This is a genomic window from Nocardia sp. JW2, from assembly GCF_051843015.1.
In the GTDB taxonomy this organism is placed as follows: Bacteria; Actinomycetota; Actinomycetes; order Mycobacteriales; family Mycobacteriaceae; genus Nocardia; species Nocardia coubleae.
Window position 1 is genome coordinate 1 of record NZ_JBPXLK010000045.1, and the last position, 21,759, is coordinate 21,759.

The following is a 21,759-nucleotide window of genomic DNA, read 5'->3' on the forward strand; positions in this document are numbered from 1 at the left end:
AGCTAAGGCCACCTGCGCCGATGGTACTGCACTCGACAGGGTGTGGGAGAGTAGGACACCGCCGGACAATCATTCACAAAAAGGCCCTCCAGCCACGCTGGAGGGCCTTTTTGCGTTCTCCGGAGCGTCCCCTAGAGTGGCCGGGTGCGCCTTGTCATTGCTCGTTGCCAGGTCGATTACGTCGGTCGGCTGACCGCTCACCTCCCGATGGCCCGCAGGCTCTTGCTCATCAAGGCCGACGGATCGGTGCTGGTTCATTCCGACGGCGGCTCGTACAAGCCGCTCAACTGGATGAGCCCGCCGTGCTGGCTCCAGGAGCGCGACGTCGCCTCGCTGAACCCGCCTGCGGAACTGCCCGAGGGTGTGCGTCCGCTGCGCGAGGAGCCCATGCAGGCACCCGAGAACAACTTCAAGGCCCTGTGGGTGGTGACCAACAAGGCCGGCGAGGAACTGCGCATCGCGATCGAGGAGATCGAGCACGATTCCTCGCACGAGCTCGGTATCGATCCCGGCCTCGTGAAGGACGGTGTGGAGGCGCACCTGCAGGAGCTGCTCGCCGAGCACGTCACCAAGCTCGGGGAGGGGTACACCCTGGTGCGCCGCGAGTACATGACCGCGATCGGCCCCGTCGATCTGCTGTGCCGCGACGCCGACGGCGCGACGGTCGCGGTGGAGATCAAGCGCCGCGGCGATATCGACGGCGTCGAACAGCTCACCCGCTACCTGGAACTGCTCAACCGCGACCCGCTGCTCGCGCCGGTGCGCGGCGTGTTCGCGGCCCAGCAGATCAAGCCGCAGGCGAAGACCCTCGCCGAGGACCGGGGGATCCGTTGCCTCACGCTCGATTACGACGAGCTGCGTGGCACCGAGAGCAACGTTTTCCGGTTGTTCTAGGAAGCAGTGCCATGCCTCGTCGTAAACCGCGCCAGGAACGCCGTAGCGGCCCGCCGCCGCTCGGTGATGTGTACGGGCGCACCGAGGAGGGGCCGGGCGGCGACGAGATCTATGTCGTGCGAACGGTTCCCGGTGCGCGTGCCGTGAAGACCTACCGCTGCCCGGGCTGTGACCACGAGATCGCGCCTGGGGTGGCCCATATCGTCGCGTGGGCCGTCGAGGGCGGTGAGGACGACCGTAGGCACTGGCATCAGGGTTGCTGGAACGGCAGGCGCACACGGGGCATCACGCGCCGCTGGTCCTGAGCCCGGCCGAAACGTCGAAAACCGGAGGCCACCTCGATGATTCGAGGTGGCCTCCGGTTTTCCAGGTGTAGACGTGTCGTCGCAGAGTCCGACAGGGTCAGTTGACGTCGGCGCTCTCGCGGTCCTCGTCGACGATGTCCTCGTCGGAGACCTCCGGGATGGCCTTGTTCTGGCGCGAGCCCGAGACGGACTTGTTGTTGCCATTGTTGTTGTTGCTGATCGACTTACGCTCCGGGGCGCCGTCGAGCAGCTCGCTCTCACGGTTGACCGCCGCCAGCATGGCGGGCACCGAGTCGAGCTGACCGCGGATACCGAGCAGCTGGGCCAGGACCCGGCCGCGCAGCACGCGCATCTCCTCGGCCAGTTCCTTCGCGTGCGCGATCTTGCGCTCGGAGGTCTGGGTGGCGGAGCTGATGAGGCGGTTGGCCTCGTCGGTCGCGTCCTTGATCCGCTGGGCGGCCTCGGCGCGACTGGTGGCCTCGAGCTCCTCCATGGCACGAGTCAGCTTGGTGCGCCGATCGTTCATGGTGGCCTCGAAGTCCTGCTGGGTGGCCTTGCGCTTGGCCTCGGCCTCCTTGGCGAGACGCTCGGCCTCGGCCTGGGCGGCCTCGATGATCTTGGTCGACTCGGTGCGCGCCTTCGCGAGGGTCTGCTCGAACTCGATCTCGAGCGCCTCGCGCTTCTCCTTGGTCTCCGCGAGCAGCGACTCGTACTTGCCACGCATCTCGGTGGCCTGCTGCTCGGCGATCGACACCATCTCGGCAGCCTCGGCCTGGGCCAGTGCGCGAACCTCGGACGCTTCGTCCGAGGCGAGGCGCAGCATGCGCGAGATACGGTCGGACATACCTTCGGCGGTGGTCGGCGGCACGGAGAGCCGGTCGACCTCCTTGCGGAGCTCGTCGATCTCGTCCCGGGCGTCTTCCAGCTGGGCGGCGAGATTGCGGGCCTGCGCGGCGGCAGCATCCCGGTCGGTGGCGGTGACGCGAAGCTCCGCGTCGAAGCGGTCGAAGTAGTTGCGCACCTCGTCTTGCGCATAACCCTTGCGCACAACGGTGAAGGGCAGTGCAACGAAGCGATTGCGATCGGACTCAGGTGACGACATGGCACACAAAATACAGCCTCGAGCGACACGATGGAGACTCGACCGGGAATGTGATCTCGCCGAGATTTCCCGGTCCGACCGGCCTACTAGTGCGTAACATGCGGGTTCGGCTCCACGAGCTCGATCAGCACACCCCCAGCATCCTTCGGATGGACGAAATTGATGCGAGAATCAGCGGTTCCGTGTCGAGGGGCCTCGTACAGCAAACGCAGCCCACGCTCGCGCAGGAAGCCCGAAACGGCCTCGATATCGGTGACCCGATAGGCCAGCTGCTGTAGTCCCGGGCCGCTGCGGTCGATGAACTTGGCGATGGTCGACTCGGGCGTGAGCGGGGCCAGCAATTGCAGGGCGGTCGCGCGGTCGGCGGCGGCCGGGCACGACAGCATCGCCTCGACGACGCCCTGGGCCTCGTTCACCTCGCGGTGGGTCTCGACCATGCCGAGGTTGTCGGTGTACCAGGCCACCGCGGTGTCGAGGTCGGGCACGGCGATGCCCACATGGTCGACGGCGATGACGTAGTCGGCGGGGATGAAGTTCGCATTGGTCACCCCACGAAGCTAGCGCGACCTGCGTACCAGCCGCCGGTCCGCAGGGGTTACCGTTGAGTACAGGTTCGAACTATGAATGCGAGGCTTGCGTGACCACTTCTGTCATCGTGTCCGGTGCGCGTACCCCGGTCGGGCGGCTGCTTGGCGGTCTGAAGGACTTCAAGGCCTCGGATCTGGCCGGTGTGGCCATCAAGGCCGCCCTGGAGAAGGGTGGCGTCGCGCCCGAGCAGGTCCAGTACGTGATCCTCGGCCAGGTGCTGCAGGCCGGTGCGGGGCAGCTGCCCGCGCGCCAGGCCGCCATCGCCGCGGGTATCCCGATGGACGTGCCGTCGGTGCTCGTCAACAAGGTCTGCCTGTCCGGCATCAACGCGATCGCCTTGGCGGATCAGCTGATTCGCGCCGGTGAGCACGAGATCATCGTGGCCGGCGGCATGGAGTCGATGAGCCAGACTCCGCACCTGCTGCCCAAGAGCCGCGAGGGCTTCAAGTACGGCAACACCACCCTCGTCGACCACATGGCCTACGACGGCCTGCACGACGTCATCACCGATCAGGCGATGGGTCTGCTCACCGAGGACCGCAACGACCTCGACAAGGTGAGTCGCGAGGAGCAGGACGCGTTCGCCGCCGCCTCGCACCAGCGTGCCGCGGCCGCGTGGAAGAACGGTGTGTTCGAGGGTGAGGTCGTGCCGGTGGCCGTGCCGCAGCGCAAGGGCGACCCGGTCTACGTCACCGAGGACGAGGGCATCCGCGCCGACACCACCGTCGAGTCGCTCGGCAAGCTGCGTCCGGCCTTCCGCAAGGACGGCACCGTCACCGCGGGCACCGCCTCGCAGATCTCCGACGGTGCGGCCGCGGTGGTCGTGATGAGCAAGGCGAAGGCCGAGGAGCTCGGGCTCGAGTGGATCGCGGAGATCGGTGCCTCGGGTCAGGTCGCCGGACCGGATTCGACCCTGCAGGACCAGCCGGCCAACGCGATTCTCGCGGCCTGCGCGAAGGAGGGCATCACGCCCGCCGACCTGGATCTGATCGAGATCAACGAGGCGTTCGCCGCCGTCGGTGTCTCCTCGACCAGGAAGCTCGGCTACGACCCGGAGAAGGTGAACGTCAACGGCGGCGCCATCTCCATCGGTCACCCGCTCGGCATGTCGGGTGCGCGCATCCTGCTGCACCTGGCGCTGGAGCTGAAGCGCCGCGGTGGTGGCGTGGGTGCTGCCGCGCTGTGCGGTGGTGGCGGTCAGGGTGACGCCCTGATCATCCGCGTGCCTGCCTGATATTTCGACGCGACCGGCCCCGGTGAGTTCCGGGGCCGGTTGTGACGGGTGCAACTACACGGTGTCGTAGGTCATGCGGCACAATGGGCGCATGGGTTTCTTTGATCTGCGGTCTGTCGCGAGTCGGTTCCGGTTCTTCGCGGTGCTCGAGGCCATTTCCTGGGTCGGTCTGCTGCTCGGAATGGCGTTCAAGTACCTGCCCGAGGAGGGCGACGAGATCGGTGTGAAGATCTTCGGTCCGGTGCACGGTGGCATCTTCGTGCTGTTCGTGCTGACCGCGCTGCTCACCGCCCGCGAGCTGAACTGGAACTGGAAGACCACCGTCCTGGCGCTCGCCTCGAGCATCCCGCCGCTGTTCACCGTGATCTTCGAGGCCTGGGCCGTGCGCACGGGCAAGCTCGGTGAGCTGAGTGCGAACAGCAAGGGCGCCGCGGCTGCCACCTCCAGCGCTTCGTGACAAACTGGAAACCGTGACTCGACCCGCTTCCCGTCGTCCTTCGCCCGCCGTCGCCGCTGCCATGTCAGGGGCGGTGGATCTGTCCGGTCTCAAGCAGCCTGCAGCCGCTCCGGGTGGCGCGGGCGCGCCGGGTGACCATTCGGTCACCGAGGCCGACTTCGAGACCAAGGTCATCCGACGCTCGATGCAGGTGCCCGTGGTTGTCGCGCTGTACTCGCAGCGCAGCCCGGGCAGCGTCGAGCTGGTACGCACCCTGGAACGGCTCAACGCCGACGACCGTGGTGCGTGGGATCTGGCCGCGATCGAGGCCGAAGCCAATATGAACATCGTCCAGGCGCTGCGGGTGCAGGGCATTCCGACGGTGATCGCGGTGGCCGGTGGGCAGCCGCTGGCCGACTTCGAAGGCGCTCAGCCCGAACCGCAGGTGCGTCAGTGGCTCGACGCGGTCGTCGAGGCGACCGCGGGCAAGCTCGAGGGCAACGGCGCGCCGGCCGAACCCGAGAACGACGACCCGCGCTTCGTGGCCGCCGAGAACGCGCTCGCCGAAGGTGACATCGCCGGTGCCGAAGCCGCCTACGAGGCCATCCTCGCCGAGGAACCGAACAATGCCGAGGCCAAGGCGGCGCTGCGGCAGCTGAAGTTCCTGACCAGGGCCCAGCAGATCGACCCGAGCGTGGTCGCCACCGCCGACGCCGATCCGGGCAATCTGGATGCCGCCCTCGACGCCGCCGACGTGGAACTGCTCGAGCAGCGTCCCGAGGCCGCGTTCGACCGGATCATCGCCGTCGTCAAGCGCACCGCGGGCGACGACCGTGACCGGGCCCGCACCCGCCTGCTCGAACTCTTCGAATTGTTCGATCAGGCAGAGCCTTTCGTGATCGCCGCGCGTCGCAAGTTGGCCGCCGCGCTGTACTGACACCCATCGACCACGGGCCGCCCGGCAGTATGCCTGGGCGGCCCGTCGCATGTCCGGCGTCAGGCGGGCGCGCTCAGCCAGAGGGCGCTGTGCGGGGCGAGTCGCACGGTTGCCGAGGCGGGATGGCCGTGCCAGGGGGTGTCCTCGGCCGTGACGGCACCGAGGTTGCCGATACCCGAACCGCCGTATCCGGTGGCGTCGGTGTTGAGGATCTCCGACCAGGAACCCGTGTGCGGCAAGCCGATCCGGTAGTTCTCGTGGGTGGCGCCGGAGAAGTTGAACACGCACGCGACCGCGCTGCCGTCACTACCCCAGCGCAGGAACGCGAAGACGTTGGCGGCGCTGTCGTCGGCCTCGATCCAGGCGTGCCCGCCGGGGGTGGTGTCCTGCGACCACAGCGCCGGATGTGCCACGTAGGTGCGGTTGAGATCGGCGACCATGGTCGAAATGCCCTGGTGCAGTGGGTTTTCCAGTTCGTACCAGTCGAGGCCGCGATCGTTGTCCCATTCGCGGAACTGGCCGAATTCCTGGCCCATGAACAGCAGTTGTTTGCCGGGGTGCGACCACATGTAGGCGAGCAGGGCGCGCACGCCGCTCGCCTTGGCGAAATCGTCGCCGGGCATGCGTGTCCACAGCGTGCCCTTGCCGTGTACCACTTCGTCGTGACTGATCGGCAGCAGGTAGTTCTCGCTCCAGGCGTAGACGAGGGAGAACGTCATCTCGTTGTGGTGCCAGGCGCGGTGGATGGGGTCGCGGCCCAGGTAGCCGAGGGTGTCGTGCATCCAGCCCATGTTCCACTTCATGGTGAATCCGAGGCCGCCCACGTCGGTGCCACGGGTGACGCCGGGCCAGGTGGTGGATTCTTCGGCGATGGTCACCACGCCGGGGTGGGCGCCGTGCACGGTGTCGTTGAGCTCCTGCAGGAAGTCGACGGCTTCCAGGTTCTCGCGCCCGCCGTAGATGTTCGGTTCCCAGCCGCCCGCCGGACGTGAGTAGTCCAGGTACAGCATCGAGGCGACGGCGTCGACGCGCAGGCCGTCGATGTGGAATTCCTCGATCCAGAAGGTGGCATTGGCGACGAGGAAGTTGCGCACCTCGTTGCGGCCGAAGTCGAAAACGTAAGTGCCCCAGTCGAGTTGTTCGCCACGGCGCGGGTCGGGGTGTTCGTAGAGCGGGGTGCCGTCGAAACGGGCCAGCGCCCACTCGTCGCGCGGGAAATGGGCGGGCACCCAGTCGAGTAGCACGCCGATGCCCGCGTTGTGCAGGTGGTCGACGAAGCAGCGGAAGTCGTCGGGGGTGCCGAAACGCGAGGTCGGCGCGTAGTAGGAGGTGACCTGGTAGCCCCAGGAACCGCCGAAGGGGTGCTCGGCCACCGGCAGCAACTCGACATGGGTGAAACCCGCTGCCCGGACGTAATCCGCCAGTTGCTCGGCGAGTTCGCGATAGTTCAGGCCGGGGCGCCAGGAGCCGAGGTGCACCTCGTAGACGCTCATCGGGGAGCGGATGGCATCGGTGCTCGCGCGCCGGTCGAGCCAGGCGCTGTCGCCCCAGATGTGGTCGGCGCGGGCCACGACCGACGCGGTGGCGGGTGGCACCTCGGTGGCGAAGGCGAGCGGGTCGGCGTGGTCGACCACGCGACCGTCGGCGCCGTGCACCCGGTACTTGTAGCGCGTGCCCGGCCCGACACCGGGAACGAAGACCTCCCATACCCCGGAAGTGCCGAGCGCGCGCATCGGCGCCGATTGCCCACCCCAGTGGTCGAAGTCGCCGAATACCGTGACGCCACGCGCGTTGGGTGCCCACACCGCGAACGACGTGCCGTCGACATCGCCGTCGAGGGTGGTGTAGTGGCGGGGATGCGCGCCGAGCACCTCCCAAAGCCTGGTGTGCCTGCCCTCGCCGATGAGATGCAGGTCGAATTCGCCGACGGTCGGCAGGAAGCGGTAGCCGTCGGCGGTGACGACCGTCGGGCCGCCGGGGTATTCGGTGCGCACCCGGTAGTCGTCGATCCGGGGGTACGGCAGGACGGCCGCGAAGATGCCGTGCCCCAACGACTTCAGCCGGTGTTCGGCGCCGCCGACGAGGACGGTCACCGTGTCGGCGTGCGGGCGCAGCACGCGCACGGCGGTGCCGTCGGGGTGGGGATGGGAGCCGAGAACGGTGTGCGGGTCGGGATGGGTACCCGCCGCCAGCAGCATCAGATCGCGGCGCTTCATCTAGAAGCTCCGCCGGAAGGCGAGGGCCGCACGAGCTTCGGCGGGCACCGCGGGCAGGGCGATGATGTGGGCGACCGCGCGTGCCGGGTCGAGCCGCACCCAGTTGCGCTGGCCCCAGTGGTATTCCTCGCCGCTCACCTCGTCGAACACCACCGGGTGGTCGTGCCATTCGCGGCCGATCGCCGGCATGTCCAGGCTGACGTGACCGTCCTCGGCGGCGTAGGGGTTGAGGTTGACGATCACCAGCACCGCGTCGCCGCTGACCGGATCGAATTTCGAGTAGGCGATCAGCGCGTCGTTGTCGACGTGGTGGAAGTGGATGCAGCGCAACTGTTGCAGCGCGGGGTGATTGCGGCGGATCTCGTTGAGCCGGGTGAGCCACGGCTCCAGCGACTCACCGCGATCGAGGGCGGCGGCGAAGTCGCGCGGGCGCAGTTCGTACTTCTCCGAGTTCAGGTATTCCTCGCTGCCCGGGCGCACGGCCTCGTGCTCGAACAGTTCGTAGCCCGAATACACGCCCCAGGTGGGGCTGAGGGTGGCGGCGAGGGCGGCGCGCAGGGCGAACATGCCGGGGCCGCCGTGCTGCAGGCTCTCGTGCAGGATGTCGGGGGTGTTCACGAACAGGTTGGGCCGTGCTTCGTCGGCCTTGGCGGCCAGTTCGTAGCCGAACTCGGTGAGTTCCCACTTGTGCACGCGCCAGGTGAAATACGTGTAGGACTGCGTGAATCCGCGCCGGGCCAGGCCGTATAGGCGGGCCGGGCGGGTGAAGGCCTCGGAAAGGAAGATCACGTCGGGGTCGGTGCGGCGCACCTGCGCGATCAGCCACTCCCAGAAGTCGGCGGGCTTGGTGTGCGGGTTGTCGACGCGGAAGATGCTGACGCCCAACGCGATCCAGTGGCGCACCACCCGCAGCACCTCGGCGTAGATGCCGTCGGGGTCGTTGTCGAAATTGACCGGGTAGATGTCCTGGTACTTCTTGGGCGGGTTCTCCGCGAAGGCGATGGTCCCGTCGGGCAGGGTGGTGAACCATTCCGGATGCTCGGTGACCCAGGGATGGTCGGGGGCGCATTGGAGGGCTAGATCGAGGGCCACTTCGAGGCCGAGTTCGGTTGCCCTGGCGACGAACTCGGTGAAATCGGCCTCGTTGCCGAGTTCGGGGTGGATGGCGTCGTGACCGCCGTCGGCCGAGCCGATGGCCCAGGGTGAGCCGACATCGCCGGGCTCGGTGGTCAGGGAGTTGTTGCGGCCCTTGCGGTTCACCGTTCCGATGGGGTGGATCGGTGGCAGGTACACCACGTCGAAGCCCATGCCCGCGATGCGGGGCAGGTCGCGGGCGGCCGTGGCGAAAGTGCCGTGCACCGGGTTGCCCTCGGCGTCGCGGCCACCGGTCGAGCGGGGGAAGAACTCGTACCACGAACCGACGAGGGCGCGACGGCGTTCGGCGAGCACCGAGAACTGCTGACCGCGCGTGACCATCTCCCGCAACGGGGTGGCCCGCAGGATCTCGGCGACTTCCTCGGTGAAGGCGGGCGCCACGCGCGCCGGTAGTTGTTCCTCGCTGCGCAGGGCGTTCGCGACGGCGTGCAGCCGCTCGAACTGTCGCTTCGGCACCGCCTGGGCGGCGCGCTCGAACAGGCGGGCGCCGATCTCGAGATCGTTGGCGAGATCGGCGGCCGACTGACCGACCGACAGCTTCGCCTCGACCGCCGAGCGCCAGGTGGCGATGGGATCGCTCCAGCCCTCGACCCGGTATGTCCACACGCCGGGCACGTTGGGGGTGAACACCGCGTTGAACACGTCGGGTTCGTAGTCGGGCGTCATCCGGATGCGGGTGACGCGCGAGGATCCGGGCGCGCGCACGGCCAGGCTCGCGGCAACCGCGTCGTGGCCTTCCCGCCAGACGACTACCCGGACGGGAAAAACCTCGCCGACCACGGCTTTGGCCGGGCGGCCGCCTGCGATGGACGGGGCAATGTCATCGATGGCAATCCGGCCGCTCACCCATGCCAAGGTACTGCACACCGCGCCCGATCGCCGGGACGAGCGCGCGAGGTCAGGGCAGGGGCGTGCGCAGACCGGCCAGGAGTCGGTCGAGGGCGGCGAGGGCGTCGGGCAGGGAGCCGGGATTGGTGGCCAGCCAGAGGGCTGCCTCGTTCATGGCGCCGGAGAGCAGGTGGGTGAGCGGGGTGACCGGCTGCGGGGGCAGCGTGCCCGCGTCGACGAGGGTTTGCAGCGCCTCGCCCAGGTGGCGGGCGGAATTGGCCTCGTCGAGGGCGCGCCACTCGTGCCAGCCGAGTACCGCGGGGGCGTCGACCAGCATGATGCGCTGGATGTGCGGGTCGGCGCAGGCGCGCAGGAACGCCGCGCAGCCGGTGGTGAGCTGGGTCCAGGGGTCGGGTTCGGTGTCGGCGGCGGCCGCCACCTGCTCGCCGACCTCCTGCTGCACCTGCGCGAGGACGGCCTTGAACAGGTCGGCCTTGCTCTCGAAGTGGTGATACAGCGCGCCTTTGGTGACACCGGCTGCGGTGACGATCTCCGAGAGGCCGACTGCCGCATAGCCTTTCGCGGCGAACAGCTCCCTGCTCACCCGCAGCAACAGGCGCCTGGTCTCCTCGCGCTGCTGCGCCCGTGCCGTCGAAACCATCGCCGTCCTCCCATTGACCTACCGCCGGTATGTGAATTAGCCTACGACACATACCAACGGTATGTGAAAGGTGAACACCATGCGGCTCAGCAGCTGTTACCCCGTCCTCGCCACCACCCGGATCCCGGAATCGCGCGACTTCTACACCACCTGGTTCGGCTTCGAGATCACCTTCGAAGCCGACTGGTACGTGAGCCTGCGTCGCCCCGGCCGCGACGGCGAACCGTCCTGCGAACTGGCCCTTCTCGATCCAACCCACCCCACCGTTCCAGCCGGCTACGGCAAACCCGTCCAGGGCCTACTGCTGAACTTCGAGGTCGACGACGTAGACGCCGAATGGGAACGAATGGTCGTCACCGGCGGCCTCCCCGCCGAACTAGACCTACGCACCGAAGACTTCGGCCAACGCCACTTCATCCTCGCCGACCCATCAGGCGTACTGATCGACGTCATCACCGAAACCCCACCCACCCCCGAGTTCGCCGCCCAGTTCACCCCAGGCGCCACAGCAACCGACTGAGCACAGGGAACAACTCACCGAGAACGGGCCTACGCTGATCCGCGACTCCGCCTAGCCGCCGACACAAAGTCCCCCACGCCCGAGTCTGGCTTGAGTCTCCCCAGCAGCAGGCGAGCACATGGGTAACTCCCCGGGAACGGGCTCACCCAGCCACCTCCCCAAAGCTTGCCGCGTCCCCAACTCACCCCGCGCCTGAGTCTGGCCTGAAGTCGCGGGGAGGCGGACAGCCCAGCTAGTGTTTGGCGGGTGAAGGCACTTCGTCGGTTCACTGTCCGTGCCCATCTGCCGCAGCGGCTCGCCGCGCTGGGTGAGTTGTCGACGAACCTGCGGTGGTCGTGGCACGGCCCCACCCAGGATTTGTTCGCCGACCTGGACCGGGAGCTCTGGCGCACGGTCGGCCAGGATCCGGTGCGGATGCTGGGGGAGGTGCCCGCCGAGCGGCTCGACGAGCTCGCCGCCGACCCCGCCTATCTCGCGCGCGTCGACGCGGCCGCCGAAGGCCTGCGTGATTATCTGAGCAGGCCGCGCTGGTTCCAGGAGCAGCACACCACCCGGGTGGCGGGGATCGCCTACTTCTCGATGGAGTTCGGTGTCACCGAGGTGCTGCCCAACTATTCGGGTGGGCTCGGGATCCTCGCCGGTGACCATCTCAAGGCGGCGTCGGATCTGGGTCTGCCGCTGATCGGTGTGGGGTTGCTGTACCGGTCCGGGTACTTCCGGCAGTCGCTGTCGGCCGATGGGTGGCAGCGCGAGCACTACCCGGCGCTCGACCCGCAGGGTCTGCCGCTGCGCCTGCTCACCAGTGACGGTTCGCCGGTGCTGATCCATGTCGCCATGCCGGAGGGGCGGGTGCTGCGGGCGCGGGTGTGGATCGCCCAGGTGGGGCGGATCCCGTTGTTGCTGCTCGACTCCGACATCGCCGAGAACGACCCGGAACTGCGCGCGGTGACCGACCGCCTCTACGGCGGTGATCAGGATCACCGGATCAAGCAGGAGATTCTCGCGGGTATCGGTGGGGTGCGCGCGGTGCGGGCCTACACCCGCGCCAACGGCCTGCCCGACCCCGATGTGTTCCATATGAACGAGGGCCACGCCGGTTTCCTCGGAGTGGAACGGATCCGCGAATTCGTCGCGGAGGGATTGGATTTCGACACCGCGCTGGCGACCGTGCGGGCCGGGACGGTGTTCACCACCCACACCCCGGTGCCCGCCGGTATCGACCGGTTCCCGATGCCGTTGGTGCGCAGATACTTCGGCGGCGCCCACGGTGAGACCGAATCCGCCTTGCTGCCAGGGCTTTCCGTCGACCGGATCCTCGCTTTCGGTCGCGAGGCCGATCCGTCGGTGTTCAATATGGCGCACATGGGTCTGCGGATGGCCCAGCGCGCCAACGGCGTCTCGCGGTTGCACGGTGAGGTGAGCCGTGACATGTTCGCCGGGCTCTGGCCGGGATTCGACGCCGCCGAGGTGCCGATCGGTTCGGTCACCAACGGCGTGCACGCGCCGACCTGGGCCGCCCGCGAATGGATCGATAAAGCACGCGAACTCGTCGGCCCCGAACTGGTGGAGGAGGCGCGTGGCTGGGAGAAGCTCAGCGACGTCGACCTCGAGCAGCTGTGGACCACCCGCAACACGTTGCGCGGGGTACTGATCGAGGAGGTCCGCCGCAGGCTGCGCGAGTCCTGGTACCAGCGCGGCGCCGCCGAGGCCGAATTGGGTTGGGTGGACGAGGTTTTCGACCCCAATGTCCTCACAATCGGTTTCGCCCGCCGGGTGCCGACCTACAAGCGCCTCACGCTCATGCTGCGTGACCCCGACCGGCTGCGCGCCCTGCTGCTCGATCCCGAACGCCCGGTGCAGCTGGTGGTCGCGGGCAAGAGTCACCCCGCCGACGACGGCGGCAAGGCGCTCATCCAGCAGGTTGTCCGCTTCGCCGACGATCCGGCCGTGCGGCACCGCATCGTCTTCCTACCCGACTACGACATGTCGATGGCCCGCTACCTGTACTGGGGTTGCGATGTGTGGCTGAACAATCCGCTGCGCCCGCTCGAGGCGTGCGGCACGTCGGGCATGAAGTCGGCGCTCAACGGCGGGCTCAACCTGTCTATCCGTGACGGGTGGTGGGACGAGATGTACGACGGTGAGAACGGCTGGTCGATCCCCACCGCCGACGGTGTGCGCGACGAGGTGCGCCGCGACGACCTCGAGGCGGCGGCGCTGTACGACCTGGTCGAACGCACCGTCGCACCCCGCTTCTACGACCGGGACGCGAACGGCGTGCCGGTCCGGTGGACCGAGATGGTCCGCCACACCCTGCAGACCACCAGCCCGAAGGTGCTCGCCTCGCGCATGGTCCGCGACTACGCCGAGCAGTACTACGGTCCGGCGGCCGCGGCATTCGCGACCGCGTCGGCCGACGACTACGCCGGCGCGGCGCGGGTCGCGGAGTACCGGCGGCGGGTGGAGGCCGCGTGGCCTTCGGTGCGCGTCACCCAGGTGGACAGCGCGGGACTGCCCGACACCCCGGTGATCGGTGCGGAAGTGTCGCTGGACGCGCGCGTGGAACTCGGTGGGCTCGCGCCTTCGGATGTGGTGGTGCAGGCGGTACTCGGGCGGGTGTCGCCCGACGACGACCTGTCCGACACCACGACCATCGAGATGCGGCACACCGGCAGCGACGGCGCGACGGAGCTCTACGAGGTGCACGCGCCGGTTCCGCTCTCGGGTGCGGTCGGATACACGGTTCGTGTGCTTCCCCACAATCCCCTGCTCGCCACCGACGCCGAACTCGGCGTGGTGGCCGTCGCGGGCGCGTGACCCTACACCCCCGGGCGATCGCGGGTTCTTCGATTCAGTGAACTTTCCGCTACCGTTCCTGGGCATCCTTCTTCTTTGAACCCGCGGACTGGAGAGTCATGGCCAGCGATGTCGTAACCCGCGCCCGGCGGCGCATCGACGGATACTTCGGTATCACGTCGACCGGGTCAACCTTCAAGCGCGAGGCGATGGCGGGCACGGTCACGTTCCTGGCGATGTCGTATGTGCTCGCGGTGAACCCGTCGATCCTCGGCGACGAAGGTGCGCTGGGCGACAAGGGCATTCCCATGCAGGCCGTGTTCACCGCGACGGCCGTCGCCGCCGTGTTCGGCACGCTGGTGATGGGTCTGTGGGCCAAGTATCCGATCGCGCTCGCGCCGGGTATGGGGCTCAACGCCTTCTTCGCCTACACCGTGGTGTTGGGCATGGGCATTCCGTGGCAGGTCGCGTTGTCGGGCACGTTCCTGTCCGGCGTCATCTTCTTCGTGCTCGCGATCACCAAGGTCCGCGAACGGATTCTCAACGCGATCCCGTTGCAGATGAAGTTCGCCGTCGGCGCGGGTATCGGGTTGTTCGTCGCGTTCCTCGGGCTCAAGAACGCGGGCATCGTGGTCAACAACGAGGCGACTCTCGTCTCGCTCGGTGACTTCACCGAGGGCACCACCCTGCTCGCGCTGTTCGGCCTGGTGGTGACCGTGATCTTCCTGGTGATCGGCTGGCACGGCGCGGTGCTCTACGGCATCGTCGCCACCACGGTCGTCGGCATGGTCTCGGGGCTGGTGAAGGTGCCCGACGGCATCGCCGAGATGCCCAAGGGGCTGGACGAGACCTTCGGGCAGGCCATCATCCATCTGCCCGACGCGTTCACCGGGCAGATGATCGTCGTCGTACTCACCATGCTGTTCGTCGACTTCTTCGATGCCTCGGGCACGCTGATCGGCGTCGCGAATCAGGCGGGCCTGCTCAACAAGGACGGCACGCTGCCCCGTGCGGCGAGTGCGATGGCCGCCGACTCGGTCGGCACCACCGCGGGCGCGATCATCGGTACCTCTACGACCACGGCGTACGTGGAATCGACGGCGGGTGTGTCGGCCGGTGGTCGGACCGGGCTCACCGCGGTGACCACCGCGGGCTGGTTCCTGATCGCGATGTTCTGCTATCCGGTCTTCTCGGTGATCGCTGGTTCGGCCGAGGTCACCTCGGCCGCGCTGATCGTGGTCGGTGTGCTGATGGCCCGCGCGCTCGGCGATATCGACTGGCAGCATCTCGAGTACTCGGTGCCCGCGTTCATCACCGTCATCATGATGCCGCTGACGTATTCGATCGCCAACGGGCTGGCGATGGGCATGATCTTCTACCCCGTCGTGATGGTCGCCAAGGGTCGGGCAAGGGAAGTGCACCCGGCGATGTGGGCGCTGATGGTGCTGTTCCTCGCCTACTTCTTCTTCCTGGTCGAGTAGGTGCTCCGGGCGTAGGTATGTCTATACTCAGCCTAGGCTTGCCTAACTTGAAGGAGATTTACCTATGAAGCGCTCGTTCGCTGCCGCGTCCCTGGCGGTTGCCACTCTCTTCGCGCCGGTCACCGCTGCCGTCGTCGCCACCGCCCCCGCCGCGATCGCCGCCCCGGCGACCCCGTCGGCCGGTGAGCTGCAGGGCAAGCTGCAGGCCGCCATGAACGGCTCGGCCGCCGAGCTCGAGTCGGGCAACCCGGGCGGCCTCGCGGTCGTGAACCAGACGGTCAACCGCATCCCCGGCTACAGCTGGAGCGTCTCCGGTCCGGTCAGCGTCGAGGGTGACACCCTGTCGGCCACGCTGAACAGCACCCTCGGTGACTACACCTTCCCGATCCCGGTGACCTGGAAGGACGTCGACGGCACCTGGAAGCTGTCGCAGGAGTCCGAGAGCACGCTGGTGAGCTACGCGACCATGGCGTGGTGAACTGAGCTTTCGCGAAGAGGGCTGCCCCGAAAGGGGTGGCCCTTTTTGTTATTTTGTGACGCGGATCACACCCTTAGGATGGCTGTCGTGAAATAGTACTTTCGGGCCCAGGGTTGTGACCGAGTGGGCAATCGGACTCCAGTCCGGTTGCGAGATGTTTCGAATCGCAGATGAGGACACGCCATGACCGACACCGCCACGCGCATCGCTCCGAGTACCACCGCTACTACCGACGAGGCCACCGCGACCAGCATCGGCCTGCTGGTTCTCCGCATCGGCTTCGGCGGCCTGATGGCCGCCTACGGCACCCAGAAACTCTTCGGCTGGTTCAACGGCATGGGGTGGCAGACCACCGCCGACAGCTTCACCGCCATGGGTTACAACCCCGGCGAACTGTTCGGCACGCTGGCCGGTGTCACCGAACTCGTCGGTGGCCTGCTGCTGGTGTTCGGCCTGTTCACCCCGCTGGCCGGCGCCATCGTGCTCGGCACCATGATCAACGCGATCAACGTGATGTGGGCCGGTGGTCTCTTCCCGACCGATCCCGCCGTCCCGGGCTTCACCACCCCGCTGCTGTTCGCACTGGTCGCGGGCGCGCTGGCCTTCACCGGCCCCGGCCGGTTCTCGCTCGACGCCGGTCGTCCGTGGGCGCGCCACGGTGTGGTGTGGGGTGCGGCGGCCGTCGGCATCGCTGTCGCGGCGGCCGTACTGACGCTGATCCTCAAGGCCGCGCTCTGACATAGCTGTTCCGGCGGCGCGGTGACTTCGGTTGCCGCGCCGCTTTTTTCGTCATGTGCTGGTCACTTTTTCGATGCTGTGGGTTGCCCGGAGTGTGCGCGGGTGTCGGCGGGGGCGGATAGTCTCGTCGGCGATACCGCTCGCACGGTGTCGACCATCGTCCGCGCGTCGAAGAGGAGAGCTGCGATGAAGGCCTATGACCTGGGGTTCGGGGATTCGGCGGACAAACTGGCCGAGACACCGGGTGGTGAACCGCTCGAGCTGGTCTCGCCGGTGCGCGCCGGGTGGATCGGTAGCGAAGGTCCCGGCATCGATCCGGCGACGTGGCCGCGCGGACCGGTCACCGGGCTGCCGATGATGCACGCGCTCACCCTGCGGCTGCCCGCCGACTTCCAGCGGCGCGGACCCGGCTTCCCGGCGATCGCGTTCTTCCAGGGCGAGGGGCAGTTCGCCGACGCGACCGCCCCGGTCGAGGCCGACGCAGGCTCCGACGACCCGCTGGCGCGTGACCTGGTCGCCACCCGTCTGCACCCGCAACTGAATCTGCTGCACGACGAGATCGGCGGGGTGTTCGCGCTGATCTGGTTGACCGAGAAGGAATTCGAGGCCGGGCCGGTGGCGCCGCCCGCCGATATCCGCCCGCCCGGCTCGCCCGCCGCGAGCGACGAGGGCTGTAATGCCTGGGACGACGTGCACCCGACCATCGGTGTGTGGCTGGCTGAGCGCGTCGACGATCCCAATGTCGGCATCCCGCCCGTCGAGTACGTGCCCGACACCGCCTACCAGGACCCGCTCACCGACGATGCGGGCTGGACCCCGTGGGCCGAACCGCTGTTCGGTCGTTCCCATCTCGGCGGCACCGCCTTCCCCGTGCAGGCGCTGCCCGAGGGGCTCACGCCCTACTACCTCGAGATCGAGGAGATCTCGGGCATGAACTTCGGCGGCGGCAACGCCCAACTCGACCTGGAGTCAGGCGTTTTCGACTGGGCGTGCGGGTAGCTTCTCCGGGATCACCACGGTGTCGATGGCGGCGGCCGGAGATGAAATCTCTTCGGCCACCGCCGGTTTCGGTCTTCCCCTGAACACGTGGACCGCGATGCCGACGAGCACGATCAGGTAGACGATGACGTAGATGTTCAGCAGCACCTGATGGAAGGGCCACCACGGCGGCAGGAGGAAGGTACCGACACTGACCCAGGTGGGAGTGTAGGTGTAGGTCCAGGCCGCGACCGCCACATAGAGTCCGGCGGCGGCGAGGAACCACGGCAACCGGGTCTGGGCGCGGTGGATCAGGTACACCAGCAGCGGCACGAACCAGACCCAGTGGTGGCCCCACGAATAGGGCGACACCGCGCAGGCGGTGAGGCCGCCCAGGGTCACCGACAGCAGCGGTTCGTCGCGGCGAACGAGCACGGCCGCCAGCCACAGCGCGACCAGCGCCACCGGCACCGCGATCAGCAACCACAACCACACCGGCGCCGGGTCGTGCAGCAGATGGGCGATCGCGCCGCGCAGCGACTGATTCGACGGATGCACATCGGGGGCGATCCGGCCCGACTGGAAGAACGTGGAGGTCCAGTACTGGTAGGAATCGCGCGGCAGGATCAGGCCGGTCAGCCCGATCGTCGCCACGAAGGTGAGTGCGGCGGTGAGCGCCGCCCGCCACCGGCGCTGCGCCGCGTACTGGGCGATGAAGAACAGCGGGGTCAACTTGATGCCCGCCGCGATACCGACGCCCAGGCCACGCAACTTGCTGTCGGGCCCGCGGGAGAAGTCCCACAGCACAAGCATCATCAGCCACAGATTGATCTGCCCGTAGTACAGCGTGGTCCGCACCGGCTCGATGAAGGTGCAGGCCAGGCCGATGAGCATGCTGAGCACGACCAGGCGCGGCGTCACCCGGTAGCCGAGCATCCGCCAGCTCCGCAGCACACACACCACCAGAACCGCCAGGTTGAGTACCAACCAGACCGAGGTGACCAGGTCCCACGGCACGAGGAGCAGCGGCAGGAACACCAGGGCAGAGAACGGCGTATAGGTGTAGAGCAGGCCGTAGTGGGTCGGCTCGATGTAGAGCGCCTTGTCGTGGAGCGCTCGCCAGCCGCCGTCGCGGTAGATGTGCACGTCCAGGCCGCCGGCGAGGATGCCGCCGCTGTTCATGTGCGGGTCCATGGTGGTGAACAGCAGCGTCACGCCGAGGGCTGCGGTACCGAGTAGCAGGATGAGCGTCAGGGTGATGCGCGGCAATTCCGCGCGTCGAGATCTCTCCGCCACGGCCGTGCTACCGGCCGGCTCGCGTCGTATGCACGACTAAGAACCTACCGCGCCGGTCTCCGGGGGTCGCCCTCGGTAGGCACCGTCTATTAATTGGACACTGTAGAACCGCGCTGACCTGCGGCTCACGCGTGCAGGGTGAGCATGGTGTCGGCGCCGTGATGGAACTCGTAGCGAGTCTTGCGTAACGAGGTCCGGATACCCTTGTCGTGCAGTTCGGTTCGCAGGTGGACGACAAGGTCGTCGAGCGGGGCACCGGTGTAGTCGAGCAGCGGGTACACCCTGGTCTCGACCGTGGCCACCCGGGTGAGTTCGAGCAGGGCGGCCAGGTGGAAGTCGGCGTCGAGCCGGTCGGCGTAGCTGAACAGCAGGTGCGAGCTCAACGCCAGGTCGAAGGAGCCGTCGGCGCACGGCAGCGAGGGCAGGCGTCCGGCGAGGTAGCGGTGCGGTGCGGCGCACACGTCTACGGCGAAGCGGGCGGCGGCCGCGCGGCGCATCGCGGCCTGCTCGGCGGTGCCGCCGTACCAGTCCCAGCGGTAGCGGCCCGCGTGACGGTGCGCCCACGCGACCGCGCGCTCGGTTTCGGGGACGGCGCGGGCGGCCAGTTCGCCGGGCTCGCTCGCGTAGATGGGGTCGATCGCGGTGACCTCGGCACCGAGGGCACTGGCCTCGGCGGCGAAACTCGCCGCGCCGCCGGGGCAGTCGAGGATGCGTCGGCCGGACAGGTCGTCGTCGGACAGGCAGAACATCGCGCGGTACTCGGCCAAAGATCTTGCGCTGACCAGAAATTCGTCGAGTACCTCGCCATCGGCGTGGTGCGTCATCACCCAACCGTCTCACGGGTCACATTCGGCTGGTAGTGATTTCGCCGGTGTGGTCACCCGGATTGCACGACTCGCGGTGAAAAACTGTGCCGCTCAAGCGGATGCGGTAAGCCTGCGCAACGCCTTGGCTACCACCTGCGGGTCGGTGGTCTCCCAGTACGGCGGCAGTGAGGCCCGCAGATAACCGCCGTAGCGGGCGGTCGCCAGGCGCGAATCGAGGATGGCGACGACCCCGCGGTCGTCGACACTGCGCAGCAACCGGCCGGTGCCCTGGGCGAGCAGCAGCGCGGCATGGTTGGCCGCCACCGCCATGAACCCGTTGCCGCCACGCGACTCGACCGCGCGCTGACGTGCGGTGAGCAGCGGGTCGTCGGGGCGGGGGAACGGAATGCGGTCCAGGATGACCAGACTCAGCGAGGGGCCGGGCACGTCGACGCCCTGCCACAGGGTCAGGGTGCCGAACAGGGACGTGGCCGGGTCGTCGGCGAACTTGCGCACCAGCGCGCCCATCGAATCGTCGCCCTGACACAGCACCGGGGTGTCGAGCCGTTCACGCAGCGCCTCGGTGGCCGCCTTGGCCGCGCGCATCGAGGAGAACAGGCCGAGCGTTCGCCCGCCCGCGGCGGTGATGAGCTGCTCGATCTCGTCGAGGTAGGTGGGGGAGAGGCCGTCGCGGCCCGGGGCGGGCAGATGCTTGGCGACGTACAGGATGCCCGACTTGGCGTGGTCGAACGGGGAACCGACGTCGAGGGAACTCCAGCGCACCGACTCGGCGTCGGCCGGTGGCGTCGCGCCGTTGGCCAATGCCGGATCGGTCTTACCGGAGGACTGCGAGGGCAGGCCCCAGGTGATCGCGAGACCGTCGAACGATCCACCGATCTGCAGGGTCGCCGAGGTGAGGATGACGGTCGCGGTGCCGAAGAGCCTGCTGCGCAACAACCCACCCACCGACAGCGGCGCCATCCGCAGGGTGCGGCGCGCGACACCGCGCACCTCGTCGGCCGAGAGCCAGATGACATCGTGGCGCGCGGCCGGATCGGACTCCTCGAACGCGGTGAGCGCGCGTACCGCCGCGTCGTGCACCTCGTCGAGCGCGGCGACGGCCAGGGTCTTGGCGGCGGCGTTGTCCGGGTCGTCCTGGGTTTTCACGCTGCCCTGCGGTGCGAGCGCGGTGCGCGCGTTCCAGGCGGCATCGCGCACGAGAGCGAGAACGGGGGCGATGCCGTCGGGCAGCTGGTCCCAGCGACCGGCAGGCAGGTCCTCGATGGCCTGGTGGAAGGCTTCGGCGGCGCCCTCGAGCCGGTCGACCTCGCGCTCGTCGACCAGCTTGGTGCAGCGGCGGGCGGCGGCGCTGATGGCGGGTGCGGCCAATTCGGCGGTGGCGACGCCGGTGACCCGGTCGACCAGTTCGTGCGCCTCGTCGATGACGACCACATCGTGCTCGGGCAGGATCTGGATGCCGCTGATGGCGTCGATGGCCAGCAGCGCGTGATTGGTGACCACCACATCGGCCTGCGCCGACTCCGCGCGTGCCTTCTCGGCGAAACAGTCCTGACCGAACTGGCAGCGGGTCTTGCCGAGGCACTCGCGCGAGGACACGCTCACCTGGCGCCAGGCCCGATCACTCACGCCGGGGGCGAGTTCGTCGCGGTCACCGGTCTCGGTGTCGGAGGCCCACTCGTTGAGACGCTGCACCTCGCGGCCGAGGCGGGAGATGGCGAAGGCGTCGAACAGTTCCGCCTCGCCGCCGGTGTCCTCGGGGATCACGCTGTTGATCTTGTTCAGGCACAGATAGTTGTTGCGGCCCTTGAGGATCGCGAACTGCGGGACGCGACCGAGCGGTTTGGTGAGCGCCTCGGCCAAACGGGGCAGATCGCGGTCGACGAGCTGACGTTGCAGCGCGATGGTCGCCGTGGACACCACGACCGTTCGCCCAGTACGCACCGCGTGCCGCAGGCTCGGCACCAGATAGGCCAGCGACTTACCGGTGCCGGTCCCCGCCTGCACGGCCAGGTGTTCCTTGGTGTCGATCGCGTGGTCGACGGCGGTGGCCATGGTGGTCTGCCCGGTGCGCTCGGTGCCGCCGAGGGCATGCACGGCGGTGGCGAGCAGGTCGGCGACGGGGGGGAGTTCGGGCACGCAAGGCAGCTTATCCGTGGGGTCGGACAGGTTCGCGGGTGGAGGATCCGGGGTCTTGTGATTGCAGGAGGTATTGGGCTGTGTTTTTGGAGCGCTGGCGCGCTCGAGCGCGGCCCCTGGAGGGCCGCGCGAACAGCGCTCGAGACTTGCGCT

At 68.1% G+C, this 21,759-nt stretch carries 19 protein-coding genes; 11 read left to right on the forward strand and 8 right to left on the reverse strand.

Annotated elements, in window-relative coordinates; translation table 11 throughout:
- Positions 1-144 precede the first annotated feature (144 nt).
- Both nucS and ACSVDM_RS30285 read left to right on the forward strand, forming a co-directional pair.
- A complete protein-coding gene (gene nucS, locus ACSVDM_RS30280) occupies positions 145-894 on the forward strand; it encodes an endonuclease NucS (RefSeq protein WP_067498208.1) in 750 nt (249 codons plus the stop codon).
- A gap of 11 nt (positions 895-905) precedes the next feature.
- On the forward strand, positions 906-1,199 hold the full coding sequence (locus ACSVDM_RS30285; RefSeq protein WP_067645043.1) for an ATP/GTP-binding protein: 294 nt from the start codon (positions 906-908) through the stop codon (positions 1,197-1,199).
- 97 nt (positions 1,200-1,296) lie between these two features.
- Here the strand turns inward: ACSVDM_RS30285 and ACSVDM_RS30290 are convergent, their stop codons facing one another.
- Complete coding sequence (locus ACSVDM_RS30290) at positions 1,297-2,301, reverse strand: hypothetical protein (RefSeq protein ID WP_067498215.1); 1,005 nt, start codon at positions 2,299-2,301, stop codon at positions 1,297-1,299.
- An 86-nt stretch (positions 2,302-2,387) separates the two neighbouring features.
- Entirely contained in the window at positions 2,388-2,849 is a 462-nt protein-coding gene (gene mce, locus ACSVDM_RS30295; protein ID WP_067498218.1) for a methylmalonyl-CoA epimerase, read from the reverse strand.
- Positions 2,850-2,938: 89 nt separating this feature from the next.
- Here mce and ACSVDM_RS30300 point away from each other — a divergent pair, with 89 nt between their 5' ends.
- The 3 genes from ACSVDM_RS30300 to ACSVDM_RS30310 all read left to right on the forward strand — a co-directional run bounded on the left by ACSVDM_RS30300 (position 2,939) and on the right by ACSVDM_RS30310 (position 5,496).
- Positions 2,939-4,123, forward strand: a complete 1,185-nt coding sequence (locus tag ACSVDM_RS30300; protein WP_067498221.1) for an acetyl-CoA C-acetyltransferase — start codon at positions 2,939-2,941, stop codon at positions 4,121-4,123.
- Positions 4,124-4,214: 91 nt separating this feature from the next.
- A complete protein-coding gene (locus ACSVDM_RS30305; RefSeq protein ID WP_439269099.1) occupies positions 4,215-4,580 on the forward strand; it encodes a DUF3817 domain-containing protein in 366 nt (121 codons plus the stop codon).
- A 61-nt stretch (positions 4,581-4,641) separates the two neighbouring features.
- Positions 4,642-5,496, forward strand: a complete 855-nt coding sequence (locus ACSVDM_RS30310) for a tetratricopeptide repeat protein (RefSeq protein WP_439269111.1) — start codon at positions 4,642-4,644, stop codon at positions 5,494-5,496.
- A 59-nt stretch (positions 5,497-5,555) separates the two neighbouring features.
- Here the strand turns inward: ACSVDM_RS30310 and glgB are convergent, their stop codons facing one another.
- From glgB to ACSVDM_RS30325, 3 genes are read right to left on the reverse strand one after another with little or no spacing between them, the layout of a single operon-like run.
- Positions 5,556-7,712 carry a 1,4-alpha-glucan branching protein GlgB gene (gene glgB / locus ACSVDM_RS30315; protein ID WP_439269100.1) on the reverse strand — a complete coding sequence of 719 codons (2,157 nt, stop codon included), beginning with the start codon at positions 7,710-7,712 and terminating at the stop codon, positions 5,556-5,558.
- A complete protein-coding gene (locus tag ACSVDM_RS30320) occupies positions 7,713-9,713 on the reverse strand; it encodes a maltotransferase domain-containing protein (RefSeq protein ID WP_439269101.1) in 2,001 nt (666 codons plus the stop codon).
- 52 nt (positions 9,714-9,765) lie between these two features.
- Positions 9,766-10,356 carry a TetR/AcrR family transcriptional regulator gene (locus tag ACSVDM_RS30325; RefSeq protein ID WP_439269102.1) on the reverse strand — a complete coding sequence of 197 codons (591 nt, stop codon included), beginning with the start codon at positions 10,354-10,356 and terminating at the stop codon, positions 9,766-9,768.
- 79 nt (positions 10,357-10,435) lie between these two features.
- On the opposite strand from ACSVDM_RS30325, the gene ACSVDM_RS30330 reads away from it, so the two are divergent.
- The 6 genes from ACSVDM_RS30330 (at position 10,436) to ACSVDM_RS30355 (ending at position 17,368) form a co-directional block, all read left to right on the forward strand.
- Positions 10,436-10,876, forward strand: coding sequence for a VOC family protein (locus ACSVDM_RS30330; protein WP_439269103.1), 441 nt, complete (start codon positions 10,436-10,438; stop codon positions 10,874-10,876).
- 246 nt (positions 10,877-11,122) lie between these two features.
- The gene (gene glgP, locus ACSVDM_RS30335) at positions 11,123-13,693 is read left to right on the forward strand and encodes an alpha-glucan family phosphorylase (RefSeq protein WP_439269104.1); all 2,571 of its coding nucleotides are present in this window, start codon (positions 11,123-11,125) and stop codon (positions 13,691-13,693) included.
- A 98-nt stretch (positions 13,694-13,791) separates the two neighbouring features.
- Entirely contained in the window at positions 13,792-15,153 is a 1,362-nt protein-coding gene (locus tag ACSVDM_RS30340; protein WP_439269105.1) for an NCS2 family permease, read from the forward strand.
- A gap of 64 nt (positions 15,154-15,217) precedes the next feature.
- Positions 15,218-15,631 (forward strand): hypothetical protein, encoded by a 414-nt coding sequence (locus ACSVDM_RS30345; protein WP_439269106.1) that lies wholly within the window; start codon positions 15,218-15,220, stop codon positions 15,629-15,631.
- A 183-nt stretch (positions 15,632-15,814) separates the two neighbouring features.
- A complete protein-coding gene (locus tag ACSVDM_RS30350) occupies positions 15,815-16,369 on the forward strand; it encodes a DoxX family protein (RefSeq protein WP_439269107.1) in 555 nt (184 codons plus the stop codon).
- A 186-nt stretch (positions 16,370-16,555) separates the two neighbouring features.
- Complete coding sequence (locus ACSVDM_RS30355; RefSeq protein WP_439269108.1) at positions 16,556-17,368, forward strand: hypothetical protein; 813 nt, start codon at positions 16,556-16,558, stop codon at positions 17,366-17,368.
- On the opposite strand, the gene ACSVDM_RS30360 is transcribed toward ACSVDM_RS30355, so the two are convergent.
- The 3 genes from ACSVDM_RS30360 to ACSVDM_RS30370 form a co-directional block, all read right to left on the reverse strand.
- On the reverse strand, positions 17,339-18,643 hold the full coding sequence (locus ACSVDM_RS30360; RefSeq protein ID WP_439269109.1) for a glycosyltransferase 87 family protein: 1,305 nt from the start codon (positions 18,641-18,643) through the stop codon (positions 17,339-17,341). The two genes, ACSVDM_RS30355 and ACSVDM_RS30360, sit on opposite strands and share 30 nt — an antisense overlap.
- Positions 18,644-18,768: 125 nt before the next feature.
- Complete coding sequence (locus ACSVDM_RS30365) at positions 18,769-19,467, reverse strand: hypothetical protein (RefSeq protein WP_439269110.1); 699 nt, start codon at positions 19,465-19,467, stop codon at positions 18,769-18,771.
- A 93-nt stretch (positions 19,468-19,560) separates the two neighbouring features.
- Positions 19,561-21,606, reverse strand: coding sequence for an ATP-dependent DNA helicase (locus tag ACSVDM_RS30370; RefSeq protein ID WP_067498257.1), 2,046 nt, complete (start codon positions 21,604-21,606; stop codon positions 19,561-19,563).
- Positions 21,607-21,759: the final 153 nt, after the last annotated feature.